General features: G+C 69.6%; 17 protein-coding genes. 8 read left to right on the top strand and 9 right to left on the bottom strand.

From position 1 onward, the window contains the following. Positions 1-138 precede the first annotated feature (138 nt). The gene (locus ACFV8T_RS18135) at positions 139-2,427 is read left to right on the top strand and encodes a glycosyl hydrolase family 18 protein (RefSeq protein ID WP_385328537.1); all 2,289 of its coding nucleotides are present in this window, start codon (positions 139-141) and stop codon (positions 2,425-2,427) included. Between the two features lie 72 nt (positions 2,428-2,499). Here the strand turns inward: ACFV8T_RS18135 and ACFV8T_RS18130 are convergent, their stop codons facing one another. Further along, positions 2,500-3,129 (bottom strand): TetR/AcrR family transcriptional regulator, encoded by a 630-nt coding sequence (locus tag ACFV8T_RS18130; protein WP_385328536.1) that lies wholly within the window; start codon positions 3,127-3,129, stop codon positions 2,500-2,502. A 109-nt stretch (positions 3,130-3,238) separates the two neighbouring features. Between ACFV8T_RS18130 and ACFV8T_RS18125 the strand changes: the two genes are divergently transcribed. After that, positions 3,239-4,507: an extracellular solute-binding protein gene (locus tag ACFV8T_RS18125; RefSeq protein WP_385328535.1), complete on the top strand. Its 1,269-nt coding sequence runs from the start codon at positions 3,239-3,241 to the stop codon at positions 4,505-4,507. 391 nt (positions 4,508-4,898) lie between these two features. Here the strand turns inward: ACFV8T_RS18125 and ACFV8T_RS18120 are convergent, their stop codons facing one another. The 3 genes from ACFV8T_RS18120 to ACFV8T_RS18110 all read right to left on the bottom strand — a co-directional run bounded on the left by ACFV8T_RS18120 (position 4,899) and on the right by ACFV8T_RS18110 (position 9,337). Beyond that, the gene (locus ACFV8T_RS18120; RefSeq protein WP_385328533.1) at positions 4,899-6,830 is read right to left on the bottom strand and encodes a DNA/RNA helicase domain-containing protein; all 1,932 of its coding nucleotides are present in this window, start codon (positions 6,828-6,830) and stop codon (positions 4,899-4,901) included. Between the two features lie 100 nt (positions 6,831-6,930). Continuing rightward, the gene (locus tag ACFV8T_RS18115; RefSeq protein ID WP_385328531.1) at positions 6,931-8,946 is read right to left on the bottom strand and encodes a DNA/RNA helicase domain-containing protein; all 2,016 of its coding nucleotides are present in this window, start codon (positions 8,944-8,946) and stop codon (positions 6,931-6,933) included. Positions 8,947-9,208: 262 nt separating this feature from the next. After that, the gene (locus tag ACFV8T_RS18110; protein WP_329831903.1) at positions 9,209-9,337 is read right to left on the bottom strand and encodes a DUF6408 family protein; all 129 of its coding nucleotides are present in this window, start codon (positions 9,335-9,337) and stop codon (positions 9,209-9,211) included. A 398-nt stretch (positions 9,338-9,735) separates the two neighbouring features. On the opposite strand from ACFV8T_RS18110, the gene ACFV8T_RS18105 reads away from it, so the two are divergent. Further along, on the top strand, positions 9,736-10,113 hold the full coding sequence (locus tag ACFV8T_RS18105) for a hypothetical protein (protein ID WP_385328530.1): 378 nt from the start codon (positions 9,736-9,738) through the stop codon (positions 10,111-10,113). Positions 10,114-10,201: 88 nt separating this feature from the next. Here the strand turns inward: ACFV8T_RS18105 and aceB are convergent, their stop codons facing one another. After that, positions 10,202-11,821 carry a malate synthase A gene (gene aceB / locus ACFV8T_RS18100; protein WP_385328529.1) on the bottom strand — a complete coding sequence of 540 codons (1,620 nt, stop codon included), beginning with the start codon at positions 11,819-11,821 and terminating at the stop codon, positions 10,202-10,204. Positions 11,822-12,055: 234 nt separating this feature from the next. After that, on the bottom strand, positions 12,056-12,661 hold the full coding sequence (locus ACFV8T_RS18095) for an NTP transferase domain-containing protein (protein WP_385328527.1): 606 nt from the start codon (positions 12,659-12,661) through the stop codon (positions 12,056-12,058). Between the two features lie 257 nt (positions 12,662-12,918). Here ACFV8T_RS18095 and ACFV8T_RS18090 point away from each other — a divergent pair, with 257 nt between their 5' ends. Continuing rightward, positions 12,919-13,221 (top strand): DUF5955 family protein, encoded by a 303-nt coding sequence (locus ACFV8T_RS18090; protein ID WP_266428800.1) that lies wholly within the window; start codon positions 12,919-12,921, stop codon positions 13,219-13,221. 77 nt (positions 13,222-13,298) lie between these two features. Here ACFV8T_RS18090 and ACFV8T_RS18085 read toward each other — a convergent pair whose 3' ends face one another. Then, positions 13,299-13,943: a response regulator gene (locus ACFV8T_RS18085; protein WP_385328525.1), complete on the bottom strand. Its 645-nt coding sequence runs from the start codon at positions 13,941-13,943 to the stop codon at positions 13,299-13,301. Continuing rightward, positions 13,940-15,151, bottom strand: coding sequence for a sensor histidine kinase (locus ACFV8T_RS18080; protein WP_385328524.1), 1,212 nt, complete (start codon positions 15,149-15,151; stop codon positions 13,940-13,942). The genes ACFV8T_RS18085 and ACFV8T_RS18080 overlap by 4 nt, the downstream gene beginning before the upstream one ends. 110 nt (positions 15,152-15,261) lie before the next feature. Here ACFV8T_RS18080 and ACFV8T_RS18075 point away from each other — a divergent pair, with 110 nt between their 5' ends. Together ACFV8T_RS18075 and ACFV8T_RS18070 are read left to right on the top strand one after the other, a co-directional pair. Further along, positions 15,262-16,356 carry an ABC transporter permease gene (locus tag ACFV8T_RS18075; RefSeq protein WP_385328522.1) on the top strand — a complete coding sequence of 365 codons (1,095 nt, stop codon included), beginning with the start codon at positions 15,262-15,264 and terminating at the stop codon, positions 16,354-16,356. After that, a complete protein-coding gene (locus ACFV8T_RS18070; RefSeq protein ID WP_385328520.1) occupies positions 16,353-17,033 on the top strand; it encodes an ABC transporter ATP-binding protein in 681 nt (226 codons plus the stop codon). The genes ACFV8T_RS18075 and ACFV8T_RS18070 overlap by 4 nt, the downstream gene beginning before the upstream one ends. A gap of 76 nt (positions 17,034-17,109) precedes the next feature. Here ACFV8T_RS18070 and ACFV8T_RS18065 read toward each other — a convergent pair whose 3' ends face one another. Further along, on the bottom strand, positions 17,110-17,910 hold the full coding sequence (locus tag ACFV8T_RS18065; RefSeq protein WP_266428814.1) for an IclR family transcriptional regulator: 801 nt from the start codon (positions 17,908-17,910) through the stop codon (positions 17,110-17,112). A 362-nt stretch (positions 17,911-18,272) separates the two neighbouring features. Between ACFV8T_RS18065 and allB the strand changes: the two genes are divergently transcribed. After that, entirely contained in the window at positions 18,273-19,616 is a 1,344-nt protein-coding gene (allB, locus tag ACFV8T_RS18060; RefSeq protein ID WP_385328517.1) for an allantoinase AllB, read from the top strand. Positions 19,617-19,618: 2 nt separating this feature from the next. Then, positions 19,619-20,734, top strand: coding sequence for an allantoicase (gene alc, locus ACFV8T_RS18055; RefSeq protein ID WP_385328515.1), 1,116 nt, complete (start codon positions 19,619-19,621; stop codon positions 20,732-20,734). Positions 20,735-20,741: the final 7 nt, after the last annotated feature.

The following is a 20,741-nucleotide window of genomic DNA, read 5'->3' as shown; positions in this document are numbered from 1 at the left end:
GCGGACTTTACGTGTGATTGGTCTGTACCTATTGACGAGTTGGTCCAGACCTCTTAGTTTCCCCCGTGCTCCATGGCACCAAAGGAATCCGGCTCCCCCAGGACCGCCTCACCGGTCCCTGCCGCAAGGGAGAAATCCATGTTCGAGCACATGACATTCGGACGGAGAACGGCGACCGCCCTCGTCGCCGTTCTCGGGCTGCTCCTCGCACTGCTGTCCTTGCAGGCCGCGCCCGCGCACGCGGCGGGCAAGCTGACGGCCACCTTCACCTCGGCCGACAACGGGTCGTGGTGGAAAGGGACTTACGTCCTGCACAACGACACCGACACCGCCGTGACCGGCTGGAACCTCGAATTCGATCTGCCGGCCGGGGTCGCGATCGACACTTCCTACAACGGCACCGTCACCACCCAGGGCAGCCACATCACCGCGGTCAACGCCCACTACAACGGTACGGTCGCCGCGCACGGCACCACCGAGCCGTACAGCTTCTGGTTCGTCGCGACCGGGCCGATCGCCGCGCCGACCGGCTGCCGGATCAACGGCGACAAGTGCGACGGCTCCGCGGACGCGCCCCCGGGTGCGCCCGGCGGGCTGAAGCAGACCGACGTCACCGCCCGCACCGCGTCGCTGTCCTGGACGGCGGCGACGGCCGGCGACTTCCCCGTGGCGTCGTACGACATCCTGGCCGGTGGCAAGGTAGTGGGCTCGGCCACCGCGACGACCTCCGCCACGGTCACCGGTCTCACCCCGGCCACCGCCTACTCCTTCACGGTCCGGGCCAAGGACACCCGGGGCAACACCTCCGCCGAGAGCGCGCCGCTGGCCGTCACCACCGTCGACCCGGCCACCGACACCTCCCCGCCGACCGCGCCGGGCTCGCTGCACGCCACTGCCACCGACTCCTCGTCCGTCACTCTGGCCTGGACCGCCGCGACGGACAACCAGCGCGTCGCCGCCTACGACATCTACCGGGACGGGGCACCGGCCGCCACGGTCTCGGGCACCACGACCACCGCCACCATCGGCGGGCTCTCGCCGTCGACCTCGTACACCTTCACCGTCAAGGCCCGTGACGCGGCGGACAATGCCTCCCCGGCCGGCAACGCGCTCACGGTCAAGACCGACGACATCGTCGGCGCGGGCAACTACGCGAAGGTCGGCTACTTCGTCCAGTGGGGCATCTACGGCCGCCAGTACTTCGTCAAGAACCTCCATGACTCGGGTGCCGCCGGCAAGCTCGACATCGTCAACTACGCCTTCGCCAACATCGACCCCAACAACCTCACCTGCCTGAACGGTGTCACCAAGGGCACCACCGCCGACCCCGAGGACCCCGAGCAGGGCACCGGCGCCGGTGACGCCGACGCCGACTACGGACGTCCGTTCAGCGCCGCCCAGTCCGTCGACGGCGTCGCGGACGACGGCTGGGGCAAACTGCGCGGAAACTTCAACCAGTTGAAGAAGCTCAAGAAACTCCATCCGAACCTGAAGATCGTGGTCTCGCTCGGCGGCTGGACGTACTCCAAGTACTTCTCCGACGTGGCGGCCACCGACGCCTCCCGCAAGAAGTTCGTCTCCTCCTGCATCGACATGTACATCAAGGGCAACCTGCCCGAGTACAACGGCGCGGGCGGCCCCGGCACCGCCGCCGGGATCTTCGACGGCTTCGACGTCGACTGGGAGTGGCCGGGCACGGGCACCGGGCACCCCGGCAACCACTACTCGCCCGACGACAAGGGAAATCTGACTCTGCTGCTCGCCGAGTTCCGCAAGCAGATGGACGCCCTCGGCGGCGGCCACCGCCTCCTCACCGCCTTCACTCCGGCCGACCCGCAGAAGATCGGCGACGGCTGGGACCTGAGCAAGGTCTTCGACTCCCTCGACGTGGCGAACGTCCAGGGCTACGACTTCCACGGTTCCGGGAGCGACAACTCCTGGGAGCCGAACCGCACCGGCCACCAGGCCAACCTCTATACGGACGACCAGGACCCCTACGACTTCCACTTCAGCGCCGACACCGCCATCAAGGCGTACACCGACGCGGGCGTCGAGCCCCGCAAGCTGACCCTCGGCATCCCGTTCTACGGCCGGGGCTGGCAGAACGTCGCCGACGGCGGCGCCGCCGGCGAGTGGCAGAGCGCGGGCGGCGCCGCTCCCGGCCAGTTCGCGGAGGAGGCCGGTACCCGCGGCTACTCCAACCTCATCGGCGCCTATCCGACGATGACGGTCCATCACGACGAACAGTCGGTGTCGACGTACGGCTACACCGGCAGTCAGTGGTGGTCCTTCGACGACACCTGGTCCATCGGCAAGAAGACCGACTACGTGAAGTCCAAGGGGCTGTTGGGAGTGATGGTCTGGGAGATGTCCGGTGACACGTCACAGGGCACCTTGATGAACGCACTGGACACCGGCCTGAAGTAGCGGGCCCGGGGACGACCGGCCGGTTCGCGGAGCTCCGAGGGGCCCCGCGAACCGGTCGTACGGCATCCGGGATCAGGTGCCCCTCAACGCGCCTTCGGCAGAGGTCAGGCAGCGCTCCGCCAGCGCCGCGGGCCCCTCCGGCCCCGTCGCCGGGGCGTCGCCGGCCGCCCAGGTCTCCACCGCCGCCCGCACCGCCGCGCCGGCGACCCCGGCCGTCAGCCGGATCTCCAGCGAGTCCGCCCCGTCCGGGAGCCCGGCGCGCGCCGCGAGCACCACGGCCAGGGTGGCGTCCGCGTCGTGGCACGCGTCGTTCCACTCCGACTGGAGGGCCGGGCTGTCCGCCGCCATCCTCAACAGCGACCGCACCCACTCCAGGGACTCCGAGGCCGCCGTGTCACCGGGAGCCGGAGTCAGCGCGCGCGCCGCCGCGTGCCGCAGCGCATCCGGCACCGACAGGGTGCCCGGGGCGTCCCGTACCGCCTCCACCCACTGCCGGGCGCCGACGGCGAGCAGCGGGGTGATGGCCTCCTCCTTGGTCGCGAAGTAGCGGTAGAAGGTGCGCGGGGCGACGCCCGCGGCGCGCGCGATGTCCTCGGCGCGCGTGGTCCGCAGGCCGTGCTCCACGAAGAGCGCCGCCGCCGTACGGGCGATATCCAGTCGGGTCGCGGCCTTGCGCCGCTCCGTCAACGAGCCACCTTGCATGCGGATCAGGTTATGCCCTGGAGTCACCGCGCCCGAAAGGCAGTTATTGCCCATGTGGCAGAATCTGCCAGAAGTGAATGTGTTGGGCTAGCAAGAGGTGGCAAGAGCGGTGCGTCGGCGGCAATTCCTTCTTCAGACGGCCGGCCTCGCCGGCGCCACGGCCGCCCTGGGGCTCACCGGCTGCTCGACGAGCAAGGATGTGAAGCTCCACCTGCTCGTGGCCAGTTACGACAAGAGCATCGGCGCTTCGCTCGGCGACCAGTGGGACGACGTCGTCGCCGCTTTCGAGAAGCAGCACGCCGGGATCAGGATCGAGCTGGAGCGGGTCTCCTACACCAAGATCGACAAGACGCTCGCCCAGCGGGTCGAGGAGGGCCGGGCGCCCGACATCGCGCAGTCGAACGTCTTCGCGCCGTACGCCGAGGACGGCCGTCTCCACGACATGACCCAGCTGTTCGACATCGCCACGCAGGCCGACTTCATCCGGTCCTTCACCGACGCGGGCACGGTCGACGACGCCACCTACGGCATTCCGTTCCTGGCCAGCACGCCCCGGCTCTTCTACAACAAGGAGCTCTTCCGGCGGGCCCGCGTCAGCGGTGCCCCCACGTCGTGGGACGAATTGCGGGCGTCCGCCCAGGCGCTGAGGGCGATCGGCGTGAAGACGCCGTACGGGCTCCAGTTCGGCCCCGAGGCGGCCGAGGACGAGGCCTTGTCCTGGTTCCTCGCGGCCGGCGGCGGCTACACGGGGGAGCTCGGGGAGTACGACTTCATGAAGCCGGAGAACGCCGAGGCCCTGGCCTGGCTGCGGGACGAGCTGGTCGCCGGGGGACTGGCCGGTGCCGACCCCGCGCAGCTCGACCGGACCGACGCGTACACCCGGTTCCTGCGGGGCGAGATCGGCATGATGATCGCCCACCCCATGCTGATGGGCGCGGCCGACCAGGCCAAACTCCCTTATGCGCACGCCGCGTTCCCCAAGAAGGACGGCGGGGCCGCCCCTCCGGTGGGGATCAGCGACTGGCTGATGGCGTTCCGGCGCAACGGCCACCGCAAGGAGTGCGGCACCTTCCTCTCGTTCCTCTACAGCGGGAAGTCCGCCCTGACCTACGGCGGCAGCCAGTCCGCGCTGCCCGTGACGTACTCCGCCTCCGACGCGGCGACCGGGAAGCCCGCCGAACAGCCGCTCTCGCCGTTCATCGAGCAGCTGTCGAACGCCCAGTTCGCACCGGTCAACATGCGTTCCTGGCCCGCCGTCCGGGGCGCGATCCGCACCGATATGAGCCAGGCGGTGATGAAGGGCGGCGACCCCCGGTCCGTACTCACCTCGCTGGACGAGTCGGCCGTCAAGGCGGACATGGAGGCGGCGACCGCCTGACGCCCGTCGCTGGACGCGGACGGACCTCCGCCCCCGGCGCTGTGCGGGACGCTGTTGGGTAATTCGGAGGCTGGTCCTGCTTTGCCCCGTCGAGCATGAGCTCGACGGGGCAAAGTGCTGCGAAGTGGCTGGTGCGGGTGTGTGCGCAGAATGTGAGGCCGGGCGGATCGCGTCGCTGATCCGTCCCGGGTACGGTCAGCCGACTGCCCCGGTACCAGTGCAGTACTGGCGTCGGCCACGCGAGGCAGGAGATCAGATCTGGGACCAGGAACTACGTCGGGAGATTATCCGACGGCATGCTGGCGACAGCGCCAGGCAATGATCGCTGACAATCGATGGTCTGCAGCGCAAACCAGGACAAACTGGGGACCGCGAATGATCACCGTCCCGGTTATGGTGCAGAGGAGGCCTGCTGGGTGTAGTGCGCGGCGCCTGATTGGTGCGTGGAGACTGTGCTGTCTTCTCCGGCCCGGACCAACTGGCGCAGCTTCGCACGCGTAGCGGTGTCGGTGGAATACACCACCGTCCCCACCATGCCACGTGTCAGGAGCACTTTGTACGTGTTGCGGATAAGGCGGTCCACATCTGCGTCAGGCGTGGACTTCTTGAAAACGGGATCCTTGGACGCCGTCCGGTCAGTGACCCAGCGATCCTCACGCCATACCAGGTCAGGTCCCAGGATCACACCGCTCCAGTCGTACTCAAATCCTTGAGCGGTGTAGACGCATCCAACCTGTCCGAAGCCGGCCGGGTCGGTTGCCCAGAGCGCGGCCGGAGGTGCGCCCGCGACCGCCCTCTCACCGAAGACGTTCCAGGGCCGTTCCCAGTCCCCGATGACGACATCCGCGGGCAGGGGCTGCCCGGGCGGAACCTTCCTGGACCACTTCCAGCAGTAGCCCGCCGATATGCGTGCCCCGAAACCCTGAGCTCGGCGGGCCTCGAGAAACTCCTCCATTTCCCATGGACTATCCGCGACAATGAGTTGCATCTTGTCGTCCGGTTCCCACCGCACGGGGCCTCCCGGTTCCAGTCCCAACAGACGGACAGTCCATCGCAGATATGCATCGCTGCCTCCGCACCTGAACTGACTGTCCAGAGGCACCACCTGGCATTGCAGCCCTCTGGCGGCTGCCGCCGCTCTGATCTCTGTAACGGTTCCCATCTCTCCGGGCCGTACAACCTGGTGTTCATCGAGCAGGAAGACCGGCACTCGTGCCGCATCGATGAGTTCTTCGATCTGGGCCTTGCCCGTACGGCCTGCTGCTGGGGTGTAGCGGTTTGCCGAGGTTTGCCTCATGCGATGTGCCTCGTCACAGATCAGCACGTCGAGGCTGTTTCGCTCGGCTGTCATGAAGCTGTTGAAATACTTGAAGAGCTCCTGCACTTCGCGCTTCCGGGCCCCGGCGACCTTGCGCATGGTAGTGGTGAAGGAGTTCGACCCGGTCGCGTGCAGAGCTGTGATTTCTTGGCGATACAGCTCGCCGAGCAACGAGAGCGCGATAACACTCTTGCCGGTGCCGGGACCACCGGTGACGACCACGACCTCCTTGTGGTCGGACCGCCTTGACCGGCGCACAGCGTTGAGTACCGTCCGGTACGCGACCTGCTGCTCGTCCAGCAACACGAACTGTTCCCGCTCGCGCACCTCTTGTGCAGCCAAGGCCATCAGCTGTCGGGAAGGGCCGACTTTTCCGGCCAGCAACTCGTCGGCTGCGGACGCTCCGGAGTCCGTCCCCAACCTCGTACGCAGGTAGTCGATGAACTCACCGCGCCTCGCACCGATGAAGAGTTGACCGAATGCATCCTGCTCGGCCTCGAACAGCCCACTGACCCCGAACTCGGTCGCGTTGTGCAGATACGCGGCTCCGGAGATGCGATGAGGGTGCGCGGCCAGTACGCCGTTGAAGGAGACCAGGTACTGGCAGTAGGCGCGCACTTGGTCGACAGGATTGAGCACGGGACGGGCGTACGCGTCGATGCGGCACAGCGATGGATCCTCGTCATCCGGCTCGGCGCTGCTCCACTGTTTGAGTTCGACGACAACGTACGACGGCTCTCCAGTCTTGGGATGCACACCCGCCAGCACTGCGTCAGCACGCTTGCTGTTGAGCGGCAATCCGTACTCTAGGAGGATTTCCACCTGGTCGAGACCGGCTTCGTTGAGTGCGTTGGCCAGCACGGGGATGCTGTGCTCCCAGGACCGTGCCTCGGAAGTGCTGGGGCGGTAGCCGTGCACGTGGACGAACTGCTCAGCCAGCCGGAGGAAGAGAGAGCCGGACAGACACTCGGCGGCGACCGTGGCGGCGGACTCGCGGAACAGCAACGGATGCTCCCAGGCAGCACGAAGGAACTCGTGCGGGTGGGGGCGTGTCCTTCGAGACCCCGCCGGAGCGGAGCGGAAGCCCGTCGGGCCGCAATGGCAATTAGTCGAACTCTATCGTGAGCTGCTGTGCAAGGGCTTGCTCGGCCTCTGTGACCAGGGGCGGGAGCTTCCTCTTCTTGGGTTTGGCCAGAGGCGAGTCGGCGACTGTGCCGGAAATCAGAGTGCGTAGGGCGTTACGGGTGTCCTCGTTCTCGGAATAGATGACGATCCCGCTCCGTGCTCGCGTCAGCAGGACGTGGTAGGCATGCCGAACCAAGCGGTCCACCTGCGCGTCGCTCACTGTCTTCCGCTTGAGCTTGCCGTCATGGGTTTTGGTCCGGTCCACGGTGAAGCGGCCGTCCTGCCAGACGAGGTCCGGACCGATGATGACGCCGGTCCAGTCGAACTCGAAGTTCTGCGCGGTGTAGATGCATCCGATCTGTCCGAAACCTCTCGGATCGGTCGCCCATTGACTCGACTCCGGCACGTTGTCGAGCTGGACACCGTCCTTGGCGTTCCAGGGTCTGTGCCAGTCACCGATCTGGACCTCGACCCGCAGCCGGCCATCCAGGGGTGTCTTCCACTCCCAGCAGAAACCTGCCGTCATGCGCGCACGGGATCCGTCCTTCTCCATGCGCTCTATGAGGAAGGTCTCCATGTCCTCCGGGCTTTCCGCCAACCGCACGTCGATGCGGCCGTCCGGTACCCACGCGGGGGCGCTGGTCGCTTTGAGGCTGAGTAGCTTCGTCACCCATTCGCGGAAGGCGATACTGCCTTCCGCGCGGAACATTCCGGGCAGCTCGACAACCTCGTAGTCACAGCCGCAAGCGATGGCCCGCTCAACGAGATAGTCGACGGTGCCGACCTCGTCCGGGCGAAGGGACTGCCAGTCGTCGAGCAGGAAGACAGGCATCTCGGCGACGCGGATCAGTTCGTCGGCCTGCGGAAGGCCTCGTTCCTTGACCCATCTCTTGACGTCCCGGCCGTCCGACTTCTCACGCACCCGATGGGCCTCGTCGCAGATGAGAACCTCCAGCGAGTTCTCCTCCAATTCGCCGAACTGCTGAAAGTACCGGTAGTCTTTTCGCGCCTGTTTGGCGACGGCTCCCCGCTTACCGTAAGGCGCGGCGTCGACGGCTGCCTGACGCAGGTTGCTGGTGAAGGAACGGGAACCACTGGCATGCACGACGTGGTGTCCCTCCTGCTTGAGAGAGCGCAGGAGTTCCACGGCAACAGCGGTCTTCCCGCTGCCGGGGCCACCCTGGATGATGACGACCTTCTTGCGACCGCTCTTCGAACCACCGGCACGCACTTTTTGCCGGACCTCCTGGAAGGCGATCTCCTGCTCCTTCTGGAGAGCGAAAACTGGGTGCGGACTCCCGACCCGGCTGAATGCTTCGCTCGACGACGGAGCTTCGTACTGCTGGGCCTGACACAGCACATCGGCCGCGTGGCTTCCGGAGAATCCTTGAGCCAGTCGTGACGCGATGAATGCTTTGAACTCCCCGAGTCGGTCTCTCGTATACAGACGGCCGTGGTCGTTCTGTGGCAAGTCGAAGAGTGAATCGACCTCATGGCTGGCGTTGTGGAGCAACGCGACGCCGGCGATCCGTTGGCGGGCGCCGCGCAGCGGTGCGAGGTGCTGGACGAGGTACTCGCAATAGCGCTGCACCTGGCGTACGGGATGGAGCTTCGGCTTGTCGTAGCCGGCATCGACCGCAATCGGGTTCGTCGACGACACCACTGCCTTGTGCCACTGCTTCAGTTCGATGACGACGTACGACAGATCTTCGGACGTCGGATGCTGCCCGGCAAGGATGACATCGGCGTCACCGGCCATTCCAGGGGTGGAGTACTCGATGAGCACCTCGACCGAATGGAGGCCGAGGGCGACGAGTACGTGGATGACTTCCGGCAGGCTGTGGTCCCAGGAAGCGATCAGGCCATTGTTCGGCTGCTTCTTGTTGGGGTGGGACTGTACGTACTCGTTGATCAACCGTTCGGTGAGAGGCAGATGCTCTCGGCCGACGGGAGTAATGAGCGGGCTCAGTTCAGCAGCCGACTTCCGGAGCAACATAGGGAGTTCCCCACAGGCACGATGGATCTCGTGCGGGTGGGGGCGTTTCCTGAACGGAAGCCCGTCGGGCCGCAATGACTTTCGACGTACCCTAGCCGGACTTGGCCGATCGTGAACAACAATCGATTGATCCGAGGACGGCCCTCGTGTCGGGTTTCCTGCAGCGCGCTGTATGGACGCGTCCCGCTGCTGTATCGCCTCCCGCGCGCGCGGGCTCCCGGCACACGGGTGATGGCGGGTCCCCGGACCCGCCGCCCCTCGGCTAGCCGAGAAGGTGCGCTGCCGCCTGCACGGCATTCCACACCAGGTCCGAGCCGAAGCTCGCGGCGACGCCGATGAGGATGTCGCGTACCCAGGTGCGGCGTGCGGGCGTGTACTTGGGGTGGGGCATGCGGAGAGCATCTCCTTCGGGAGTCGGGCGGAAGGGAAGGCTCCCAACCGGGAACTCTCCGTACTCACCGAAGTGAGGCCACCGGACCACCGAAATCGCGTGCAGCGCAGGACCGTACCCCGTACACCCTCCGGGGAGGGCGCGCGGCGCACAGCAACGCTATCGCACGGTCGGAGAGGCGAATCAACGCCTCGGCGAAGTCACCGCAGGCCGGATGCCCAGCCGATGGGGGCGGGTGCGGCCGGTCAGGCCCGAGGTAAGGTCGGGCGGGATTGTGCGTTCGTTCACAGAGCGAGATGGATACCGCGGAGGTCGGACCGTGACGGCAGCAGGAACGCCTTCGGCCCCGAAGCCGGGCCCTCCGCGCAAGGAGCGCTGGTTTCAGTCTCATGGATGTTGTGCACTCGGGCGGCACACTCATCACTCGCACTTCCGGCGGGCAGGTCCGCTGGTGGACCTGGGCCGGTCACCGAGCCAACGCCACGCTCGCGGCGACACTCGGCACCGTTGTTGCGCCCGCCCAGCGGGTGAACGACTGCTGGATTCGGCTTCGGGAGGATGTGGACCGGCAGCACTGGAAGCAGGCTGTGGCCGATGTGTCGGACCAGCTCTGTCAGCCCGACGTCGACCAGCGGGCCGTAAAGGGGCTGAAGTTCGGTGAGGCGCTTCCGCCTCGCCTCGCGCAGGCGACTCTGGCGACGAGGTTTGCCGACCTTGAGGGCGCACAGGCCGTCCTGGAAGAGCCGGTCAGATTTGTCACCCTGACACCTTCCTGACGCCTTTCTGACTTCGGGTTCATCGCGGTATGGCGCTGCCCCCCCGGTGCCGTCGGCACCGGGGGGGCAGTCATATACGCAAGCGGGTTCAGCCCAGCTGCTCGTACGCCGGCAGCGTCAGGAAGTCCGCGTAGTCCTGGTCCAGGGAGACCTGGAGCAGGAGGTCGTGGGCCTGCTGCCACCTGCCGGCGGCGAAGGCCTCGGCGCCGATCTCGGCGCGGATCGCGGCGAGTTCCTCGGCCGCGACCTTGCGGGCCAGCTCCGCCGTGGCGTGTTCGCCGTTCTCGAAGACCACGTCCGCGTTGATCCACTGCCAGATCTGCGAGCGGGAGATCTCCGCGGTGGCCGCGTCCTCCATCAGGTTGAAGATGGCGACCGCGCCCATGCCGCGCAGCCAGGCCTCGATGTAGCGGATGCCGACCGCGACGGCGTTGCGCAGGCCCTCGTAGGTGGGCCTGGCGTCCAGGGTGTCGATGGCGATCAGGTCGCCGGCGGCCACCGAGACGTCCTCGCGCAGGCGTTCCTTCTGGTTCGGCTTCTCGCCGAGGACCGCGTCGAAGGAAGCCATGGCGATCGGGACCAGGTCCGGGTGGGCGACCCAGGAGCCGTCGAAACCGTCGTGGGCCTCGCGGTCCTTGTCGGCCTTGACCTTCTCGAAGGCGACCTTGTTCACCTCGGCGTCGCGGCGGGACGGGATGAAGGCGGCCATGCCGCCGATGGCGTGCGCACCGCGCTTGTGGCAGGTGCGGACGAGCAGTTCGGTGTACGCGCGCATGAACGGGGCGGTCATCGTCACCGCGTTGCGGTCCGGCAGGACGAACTTGGAGCCGCCGTCACGGAAGTTCTTGACGATGGAGAAGAGGTAGTCCCAGCGTCCCGCGTTCAGCCCGGAGGCGTGGTCGCGGAGCTCGTACAGGATCTCCTCCATCTCGTACGCGGCGGTGATCGTCTCGATCAGCACGGTCGCGCGGACCGTGCCCTGCGGGATGCCGACGTAGTCCTGGGCGAAGACGAAGATGTCGTTCCAGAGACGGGCCTCCAGGTACGACTCCGTCTTCGGGAGGTAGAAGTACGGGCCCTTGCCGAGATCGATGAGGCGCTGGGCGTTGTGGAAGAAGTAGAGGCCGAAGTCGACCAGGGCACCGGGCACCGGGGTGCCGTCGAGCTGGAGGTGACGCTCGTTCAGGTGCCAGCCGCGGGGGCGGGTGACGACCGTGGCGAGCTCGTCGGCGGACTTCAGGGCGTACGACTTGCCGGACCGGGGGTCCGTGAAGTCGATGTTGCGGGTGTACGCGTCGATCAGATTGAGCTGGCCGAGGACGACGTTCTCCCACGTGGGGGCGGACGCGTCCTCGAAGTCGGCGAGCCAGACCTTCGCGCCCGAGTTCAGGGCGTTGATGGTCATCTTGCGGTCGGTCGGACCGGTGATCTCCACCCGGCGGTCGTTCAGCGCGGCCGGGGCCGGGGCGACCTTCCAGGAGTCGTCCGCGCGGACCGCCGCCGTCTCGGGCAGGAAATCCAGCGTGGAGGTACGGGCGATCTCGGCGCGGCGCTCGGCGCGGCGGGCGAGCAGCTCGTCACGGCGGGGCGTGAACTGCCGGTGCAGCTCGGCCACGAACGCGAGGGCCGCGTGGTTGAGGACCTCGTCCTGCCGGGGCAGGGGCTCGGCATCGACGATGGCCAGCGGGGACGGCGCTGGTGCGGACATGAGCTGTCACTCCTTCAGCGGGCGGTGCGGGCGGCCTCTCACGACCGCCGGGTCTCCTGAAACGGCACGGCGTGCCAGGGCTCCGGGATACCGGCGTGGACGCCGTCCGGGGTGCAGAGGGCTTCTGACCAGTGGATAGTAGTTTCCTCATGGTGGAAGTTCAATGGTTTGTTGATGTCGAGATTCTCCGGGTCGACAGAAGTGGCGCCGTGCTGGCGCAGCGTGCCAGTCCGGTCACCCGAGGTGTTTCAGGTCCTCCACCGTGTCGATGTCGTACGCCTGAGCCACATCGGAACACTCGACGAGCGTGATCGCATCGCGGTGGGCCCGCAGATAGGCGCGGGCGCCCTGGTCGCCCACCGCCCCCGCCGCGATGTCCGCCCACAGGGCCGCCCCGAACAGCACCGGATGGCCGCGCTCCCCGTCGTACGCGGCGGCCGCGAGACCCGTCCGGGAGCGGTACGCCGAACGCACCCGTGCCACCGCGTCCGCGCCGATGCCCGGCTGATCGACCAGGAGGACGAGCGCCGCGTCCGCCCCCGTGCCGGCCAGCGCCCCGAGCCCCGCCCGCAGTGACGAGCCCATGCCCTCGGTCCACCCGGGATTGACGGTCACCGTGCAGCCGCTCAGGTCGGCGCGGGCCAGGACCTCGTCCGCGGCGGCGCCGAGGACCACCTGGACCAGACCGCAGCCGCCGTCCCGCAGGACCCGCACCGCGTGCTCGACCAGCGGCCGGCCATGGTGTTCGAGCAGCGCCTTGGGCCGTCCGCCGAGCCGCCGTCCGCCGCCCGCGGCGAGCAGCAGTCCGGCGACCTCGGGGGTTGGTGTTGTCGGAGTCATGCGGTCTGGATACCCCAGCAGCCCCCGGAAGCGCACCCTTCGCTCAAGCAAGCGGAAGAGGGCGCGAGCGGGAGCGGCGTCCACCGGGCGACGAACAGATCACCCATACGGGACACCCTGAATTCTGTCCGCGGAGTGGCGCACGACACCTTTCATGGCGTTAACTTGCGCGCACGCCCGGATACTTGACCATGCCGTGGGGGCCGGTCGGGACACTGGCACAAGGATGTGCGAGGGGGAGTGCTTTGTTGCGAAGCGTGGGGCAGACGCGGGTGACCGGCAGTGGCGAGGATCCGAGGGTCACGGAGCTGCGTACGGCCGTCTCCCGGCTCCGCCGTGAGCTGGCGGGGCATCCCGCGGAATTCCCGGACCGGGGGATCGCCGAGGACGAACTGGCCGCGCTGGACGCGATGGCGGCAGGCGGTGTGCCCGAGATTCCGCGGCTGCGCCGTTCGCTGCTGCTGATCGCGGGGGCGATCGGCTCGGTGAGCGCCCTGGCCTCCGCGCTCAGGGACGTACGGGTCGCCGTCGATCTCTTCGGCGAGCCGCCGCGCGGCTGACCGGCGGCCCGGGTCGTGTTGCCGGACTGTCGCCTGCCGCGCGACGACGGCAGTTCGACGGCACGACGCGGCCGGGGTCAGCGGCGGATGAGCCTGCGGGCCGTCGCCGCCGCGACCGCCGAGGTGCGGGAGTCCACGCCCAGCTTGGCGTAGATGTGCACCAGATGGGACTTGACCGTCGCCTGGCTGAGGAAGAGCCGCTTGCTGATCTGCAGGTTCGACAGTCCCTCGCCGACCAGTTGCAGGACCTCCAGCTCGCGCTTGGTCAGCGCCTCCGCGGGCGTCCGCATGCGGTCCATCAGACGGTGGGCGACGGCCGGCGCGAGGGCCGACCGGCCGGCCGCGGCCGTGCGGACCGCCGCCGCCAGCTCCTCCGGCGGGGCGTCCTTCAGCAGATAGCCGGCGGCGCCCGCCTCGACCGCGGCCAGGATGTCGGCGTCCGAGTCGTACGTGGTGAGGATCAGGACCCGGGGCGCGCCCGGCTGTGCCGTGATGGCCGCGGTGGCCTGCGACCCGTGCATGCCCGCGCCGAACTGGAGGTCCATGAGGACGACGTCGAACCCACCGGTCGCGGCGAGCGCCACGGCCTGCTCGGCGGTGGCCGCCTCGGCGACCACCCGGAAGCCGGGCTCGGCGTCGAGCAGGGCCCGCAGCCCCGCCCGCACCACCGGATGGTCGTCGGCGAGCAGCAGCCTGATGGGGGTGGCGGCGGGAGTGGTCATGCGGCGTCCTGTCCTGGCCGGCCGTCGGGGATCGGGAGGGGAAGGGTGAGGGCGACGGCGGTGCCCTGACCGGGGGACGACTCGACACTGAGCGTGCCGCCCAGCGAACGGGCCCGCGCCCGCATCGCGGGCAGCCCGAAGCCGCCGGTGTCCTGGTCCGCGACGACCGGGCCGAGCCCCGGGGTGAACCCCCGGCCGTCGTCGACGACGTCCAGCGACACCGAGGTGTCCATGAAGCTGAGGGTGATCTCCGCGCGCCGGGCCCCGGCGTGCCGCACCGTGTTGGCCAGCGCCGACTGGGCGGTGCGCAGCAGTGCCACCTCGTACGGCGTGGGCAGTTCCACCGGCGTGCCGCTCACCGCGCACTGCACCGTGAGGCCGGGGCCGGTCGTGCGGGACGAGAGGCGTTCCAGGGCGGCCGCGAGGGAGCCGTTCTCCAGGTCCGGCGGCGACAGGGCGCGGACGAAGCGGCGGGCCTCGGCGAGATTCTCCTGCGCGGCCTCGCGGGCCCGGCGGACGTGCGCGGTGGCGGGGTCGTCGGCGGGCAGGGTGCGTTCGGCGGCGCGGAGCAGGAGCTGGATGCTGGACAGGCCCTGGGCGAGGGTGTCGTGGATCTCGCGGGCCAGCCGTTCGCGTTCGGCGAGCGTGCCCGCGCTGCGTTCCGCCTCGGCCAGTTCCGCCCGGGTCGACATCAGCTCCTCGATGAGCTCCCGGCGCCGTTCGCTCTCCCGGAACAGCGCCTCGTACCCGAGGACCGTCGCGACCGCGACCGCCGCCCCGAGCAGCGGCCCGATGAAGGTGCCCGGGTTGACGGCCTGGCCGTGCAGCACGAAGCCGGCGATGGCGGCGACGGCGGTGGCGGCGACGGCCGGCAGGGCCCAGCGCGTCGGCAGCAGATGCAGTTGCAGGAAGTAGAGCGGGAAGGCCACCCACAGGCTGTCCGGCGACAGGACGAGCAGCGCCAGCCACACGGCGCCCAGCGCTGCCAGCCACAGCGCGGCGGCGCGGGTGCGCGGCTGCACGGCAGGAGCGAGCGCACCCGCCGCGTACAGGGCGGCCATCACGCAGGCGACCACGACGACGGCGGTGGCATGCGGGCTGCCGTCGCCGACGGCTCGTACCGCCGCGAGTGCGAGCAGCCCCACCAGCAGCGCGTGCAGACACAGCCGCAGCGCGGCGGTGACCGGGGGGTGGGCGCGGGAATCCATGATTCGTCCAGCGTAGACGCGGGGCGGTGGGGGCCGGTCAATCGAAAGGTTGATGTCGGGCCCCACCGCCGAGCGATGTTTCCGGCGTCCCGGGTGGCGAGGCTGGGGGCATGTTCGTCGCATGGAGAGATCTCCGGTTCGCCAAGGGCCGGTTCGCACTCATGGGCACGGTCGTGGTGCTGATCACGCTGCTCGTGGGTCTGTTGTCCGGACTCACCGCCGGTCTGGCCCGGGAGAACACCTCGGCCGTCACGGGGCTGAACGCCGACCACCTGGCGTTCGCCGCCCCGCCCGACGGCCGGTCGGTGTCCTTCACCGACTCGTCCGTCGAGGAGAGTGCCTGGCGGAGCTGGGCGGAGCGGCCCGGTGTGAGCGGCGCGGAACCGCTCGGTATCCGCACGCTCGACGCCGCCGCCGTCCGGGGCGGGCGCACGGCCGCGGTGTCGGCGTTCGGGGTCGAGCCGGACGGGGGCCTGGCGCCCGCCGGCGGTGCGCGGGTCGGGCCGGGGAAGGTGGTGCTGTCCGGGCAGGCCGCCGACGACCTGGCGGCCGGGGCCGGTGACCGGCTGCGGCTCGGCGGCCACGAGGTCACCGTCGCGGCCGTCGCGGGGGACGCCTCGTACAGCCACACGCCGGTCGTGTGGACCTCGCTCGACGACTGGCAGCGGTTCGGCGGCGCCGGCGAAGGCCGGGCCCGGAATGCCACGGTTGTCGCCCTGACCACCACCGACCGCGCCGATCTCGCCGCGGGCGACAGGGCGGCCGGCACCAGCACGCTCACGCTCGGCGACTCCCTCACCGCCATCGGCTCCTACCAGGCCGAGAACGGCTCGCTCCAGCTGATGCGCGGCTTCCTCTTCGCCATCTCCGCCCTGGTCATCGGCGCCTTCTTCACCGTCTGGACGATCCAGCGCAGCGGCGACGTCGCCGTGCTCAAGGCGCTCGGCGCCTCCACCCGGTATCTGCTGCGCGACGCGCTCGGGCAGGCCGTCGTGATGCTCGCCATCGGTACGGGCGTGGGCACCGCGCTCGCCTCCGGGCTCGGCGCCCTGATCAGCGGCGGGGCCGTGCCGTTCGTCCTCGACGCGGCGACCGTCCTGGTCCCGGCCGCCGTCATGATCGTCCTCGGTGCCCTCGGGGCGGCCCTGTCCATCCGGCGGATCACCGCCGTCGACCCGCTCACCGCACTCGGGAGTGCCCGATGACCCTCACCCTCGCCGACGTCACCCTCACCTACCCGGACGGCGACGGCCGGCTCACCGCCCTCGACCGGATCTCGCTGGATGTGCCCGCGGGTACGCTCACCGCGGTCGTGGGCCCCTCCGGCTCCGGCAAGTCCAGCCTGCTCGCAGTGGCCGCGACCCTGGTCACCGCGGACGAGGGCCGGGTGATCGTCGCCGGTACGGACACCGCGGGCCTGGGCCGTGCGCAACAGGCGGAGCTGCGCCGAGAGCACATCGGCATCGTCTTCCAGCAGCCCAATCTGCTGCCGTCGCTCACGGCGGCCGAACAACTCCAGGTGATGACCCACCTCTCGGGCGGCGCCGTACGCGGAGCCCGCGGCCGGGCGCTGGAACTGCTGGACGCGGTCGGCCTGGCGGACCAGGCCGGACGCCGGCCGCACCAGCTGTCGGGCGGACAGCGGCAGCGGATCAACATCGCGCGGGCCCTGATGAACGACCCGGCGGTGCTGCTGGTCGACGAACCGACCAGCGCGCTCGATCACGAGCGGGGCGCGGCGGTGCTGGATCTGCTGGTCGCGCTGACCCGGGAACGGTCGACGGCGACGGTGCTGGTCACGCACGACCGGACCCATCTGGACCGGGTGGACCGCACGGTCCGGATGGACGACGGCCGCCTGACGGTGCCCGAACCGGTCTGAGACACGGAGGGAAACCGGTCTGAGACGCGGCAGGAGGGGTGGCCCCGGCCACCCCTCCTGCCGCGTCCCCGGTGTCTCAGCCGGCGGAGCCGCTGCTCGCCAGCGCGTCGGAGAGCTCCTTCGCGGCCTGCTGGAGGATCGGCACGATCCGCTCCGTTGCCGCGTCCGTCACCCGGCCCGCCGGACCGGAGATCGAAATCGCGGCCGAAGTGGGGGAGTTCGGGACGGAGACCGCCAGGCAGCGGACCCCGATCTCCTGCTCGTTGTCGTCGACCGCGTAGCCGACCCGGCGGACCTGCTCCAGGGCGTCGAGGAAGCCGTCGGGGGTGGTGATCGTTTTCTCGGTGGCGGCGGGCATCCCGGTACGGGCGAGCAGGGCCCGCACCTCCTCCGGCGGCGTGTGCGCCAGCAGCGCCTTGCCGACCCCGGTGGAGTGGGGGAGCACCCGGCGGCCCACCTCGGTGAACATGCGCATCGAGTGCTTGGACGGCACCTGCGCCACGTACACGATCTCGTCGCCGTCGAGCAGCGCCATGTTCGCCGTCTCGCCGGTCTCCTCGACCAGGCGGGCGAGATACGGGCGGGCCCAGGTGCCGAGGAGCCGGGACGCGGACTCGCCGAGCCGGATCAGCCGGGGGCCGAGGGCATAGCGCCGGTTGGGCTGCTGGCGCACGTATCCGCAGAGCACCAGCGTGCGCATCAGGCGGTGAATGGTCGGCAGCGGGAGCCCGCTGCTTGCGGAGAGTTCGCTCAGCCCGACCTCACCCCCCGCGTCCGCCATCCGCTCCAGCAGATCGAAGGCACGCTCAAGGGACTGCACACCACCGCTGGACGCGGCGGGCTTGGAGTCGGATGTGCTGGCGTGGGACGGCGGCACGTCAACGGTCCTTTCGAGGCGGAAGAGCTGGTGCCCCGCCCGGCGAGGCACCCAGCAGCCTACCGGGCGGTTCCCGATCGGCCCACTGCTCCGGGTGCGGCGTCCTGGCCGGTCAGAGCCTGTTTGTCCCGGTGTCGGCAATCGGCGGGGCAGTTCTGCGGGGCCGCACTGGTCCCATGTTACGTTCCGCTCTCCGAAATGAGTCTTTTACTTTGTGGAAATATCCAGTTGTGGGTGCGGGATGGCCGGCCGGCCGTCCGGCGAGGAGAGTGGGGTCTTGACGGGCCCGAATCCCGAGTGAAGACTCCTTCAACAGTTCGTTGAATTCGTCAGCGTTCGAAAGTCCGAAGTGAGGAGCACGGGTGTCCGGTGCGGACGTGAAACTGATACTGCGCTCGACGCGTGTCGTCACCCCGGACGGGACGCGCCCCGCAGCGGTCGCCGTCGCCGACGGGAGGATCGACGCCGTCCTGCCGTACGGCACCGAGGTGCCGGCCGGCGTCCGGCTGGAGGACTTCGGCGACGACGTCCTGCTGCCCGGACTCGTCGATACGCATGTCCATGTGAACGACCCGGGCCGCACGGAGTGGGAAGGCTTCTTCACCGCCACCCGCGCGGCGGCGGCGGGCGGCATCACCACCCTGCTCGACATGCCGCTCAACTCCCTGCCGCCGACCACCACCGTCGGCCATCTGCGCACCAAGCAGCAGGTGGCCGCTCCCAAGGTGCACATCGACACCGGCTTCTGGGGCGGTGCGATCCCGTCCAACGTCAAGGACCTGCGGCCGCTGTACGAGGCCGGGGTGTTCGGCTTCAAGTGCTTCCTCTCGCCCTCCGGCGTCGAGGAGTTCCCCGAGCTCGACCAGGAACAGCTGGCCCGGTCCATGGCGGAGATCGCCGGGTTCGGCGGGCTGCTGATCGTGCACGCCGAGGACCCGCGCCACCTGGCCTCCGCCCCGCAGCGCAGCGGCCCCGCGTACGCCGACTTCCTCGCCTCCCGGCCGCGCGACGCCGAGAACACCGCGATCGAGGGCCTGATCGCGCATGCCGGGCGGCTGAACGCCCGCGTCCACGTCCTGCATCTCTCCTCCGGCGACGCACTGCCGATGATCGCCGCCGCCAAGCAAGAAGGCGTACGGATCACGGTGGAGTCCTGTCCGCACTTCCTCACCCTCACCGCCGAGGAGGTCCCGGACGGCGCCACGGAGTTCAAGTGCTGCCCGCCGATCCGCGAGGCCGCCAACCAGGACGCGCTGTGGGAGGGGCTGGCCGACGGGACGATCGACTGCATCGTCTCCGACCATTCGCCGTGCACCACCGACCTGAAGACGCCGGACTTCGCCTCCGCCTGGGGCGGGATCTCCTCCCTCCAGCTCGGGCTGCCCGCCATCTGGACCGAGGCCCGCAAGCGCGGCCACTCGCTCGACGACGTCGCCCGCTGGATGTCGGCCGCCCCCGCCGAACTGGCCGGGCTGACCCGGAAGGGTGCCATCGAGGCCGGCCGCGACGCGGACTTCGCGGTGCTCGCCCCCGACGACACGTTCACCGTCGACCCCGCCGAGCTCTTCCACCGCAACCAGGTCACCGCGTACGCCGGCCGGACCCTGCACGGCGTCGTGAAGTCGACCTGGCTGCGCGGCGAACGGATCGCGGCCGACGGCACGGTCGCCGGACCCACCGGCCGACTCCTCGAAAGGAACCAGTGACCATGACGGCGACCGAGCGCTTCACCGGTGACGCGAACCCGTACGGCGGCGGCGACCCGTACGCCGACTACCGCACCGCCGACTTCCCCTTCACCGATCTCGTCGACCTCGCCGACCGGCGGCTCGGCGCGGGTGTGATCGCCGCCAACGACGAGTTCTTCGCCGAGCGCGAGAACCTGCTCAAGCCGGAGCCCGCCGAGTTCGACCCCGAGCGCTTCGGCCACAAGGGCAAGATCATGGACGGCTGGGAGACCCGCCGCCGGCGCGGTGCGAGCGCGGATCTGCCGCACCCCGCGGACGGGGACCACGACTGGGCGCTGATACGGCTCGGCGCGCCCGGGATCGTCCGCGGAATCGTCGTCGACACCGCCCACTTCCGCGGCAACTACCCGCAGGCGGTCTCCGTCGAGGCGGCCTGCGTGCCCGGCTCCCCGTCGCCCGAGGAACTCCTCGCGCCCGAGGTCGAGTGGACAACGCTCGTACCCCGTACGGCCGTTGGCGGCCACGCGGCCAACGGCTTCGTGGTAGCCGCCGAGCGGCGCGTCACCCATCTGCGGGTCAACCAGCACCCCGACGGCGGAATAGCCCGCCTCCGGGTGTACGGCGAGGTCGCCCCCGACCCCGCCTGGCTGGCCGCCCTCGGCACCTTCGATCTGGTCGCCCTGGAGAACGGCGGCACGGTGGAGGACGCCTCCGACCGCTTCTACTCCCCGGCCACCAACACCATCCGGCCCGGCCGGTCCCGCAAGATGGACGACGGCTGGGAGACCCGGCGCCGGCGCGACCGGGGCAACGACTGGATCCGCTACCAACTCGTCGAGCAGGCACTGATCCGAGCCGTCGAGATCGACACCGCGTATCTGAAGGGCAACTCGGCGGGCTGGGCGAGCCTCTCCGCCCGCGACGGCGAGAGCGGCGACTGGACCGAGGTGCTGCCCCGGACCCGGCTGCAGCCCGACACCGGCCACCGCTTCGTCCTGCCGGAGCCGGTCCGGGCCACGCACATCCGGATCGACATCTTCCCGGACGGCGGAATCTCCCGGCTGCGGCTGTTCGGCTCGCCGACCGAGGAGGGCGCCGCACGGCTGGCGGCCCGCCACCGCGAGCTGGGCGGCTAGCGTCGGA

Source organism: Streptomyces sp. NPDC059832, assembly GCF_042731715.1.
Classification (GTDB): Bacteria; Actinomycetota; Actinomycetes; order Streptomycetales; family Streptomycetaceae; genus Streptomyces.
The sequence above is the reverse complement of the archived record's forward strand: the minus strand, read 5'-3'. Positions and strand labels throughout refer to the sequence as shown.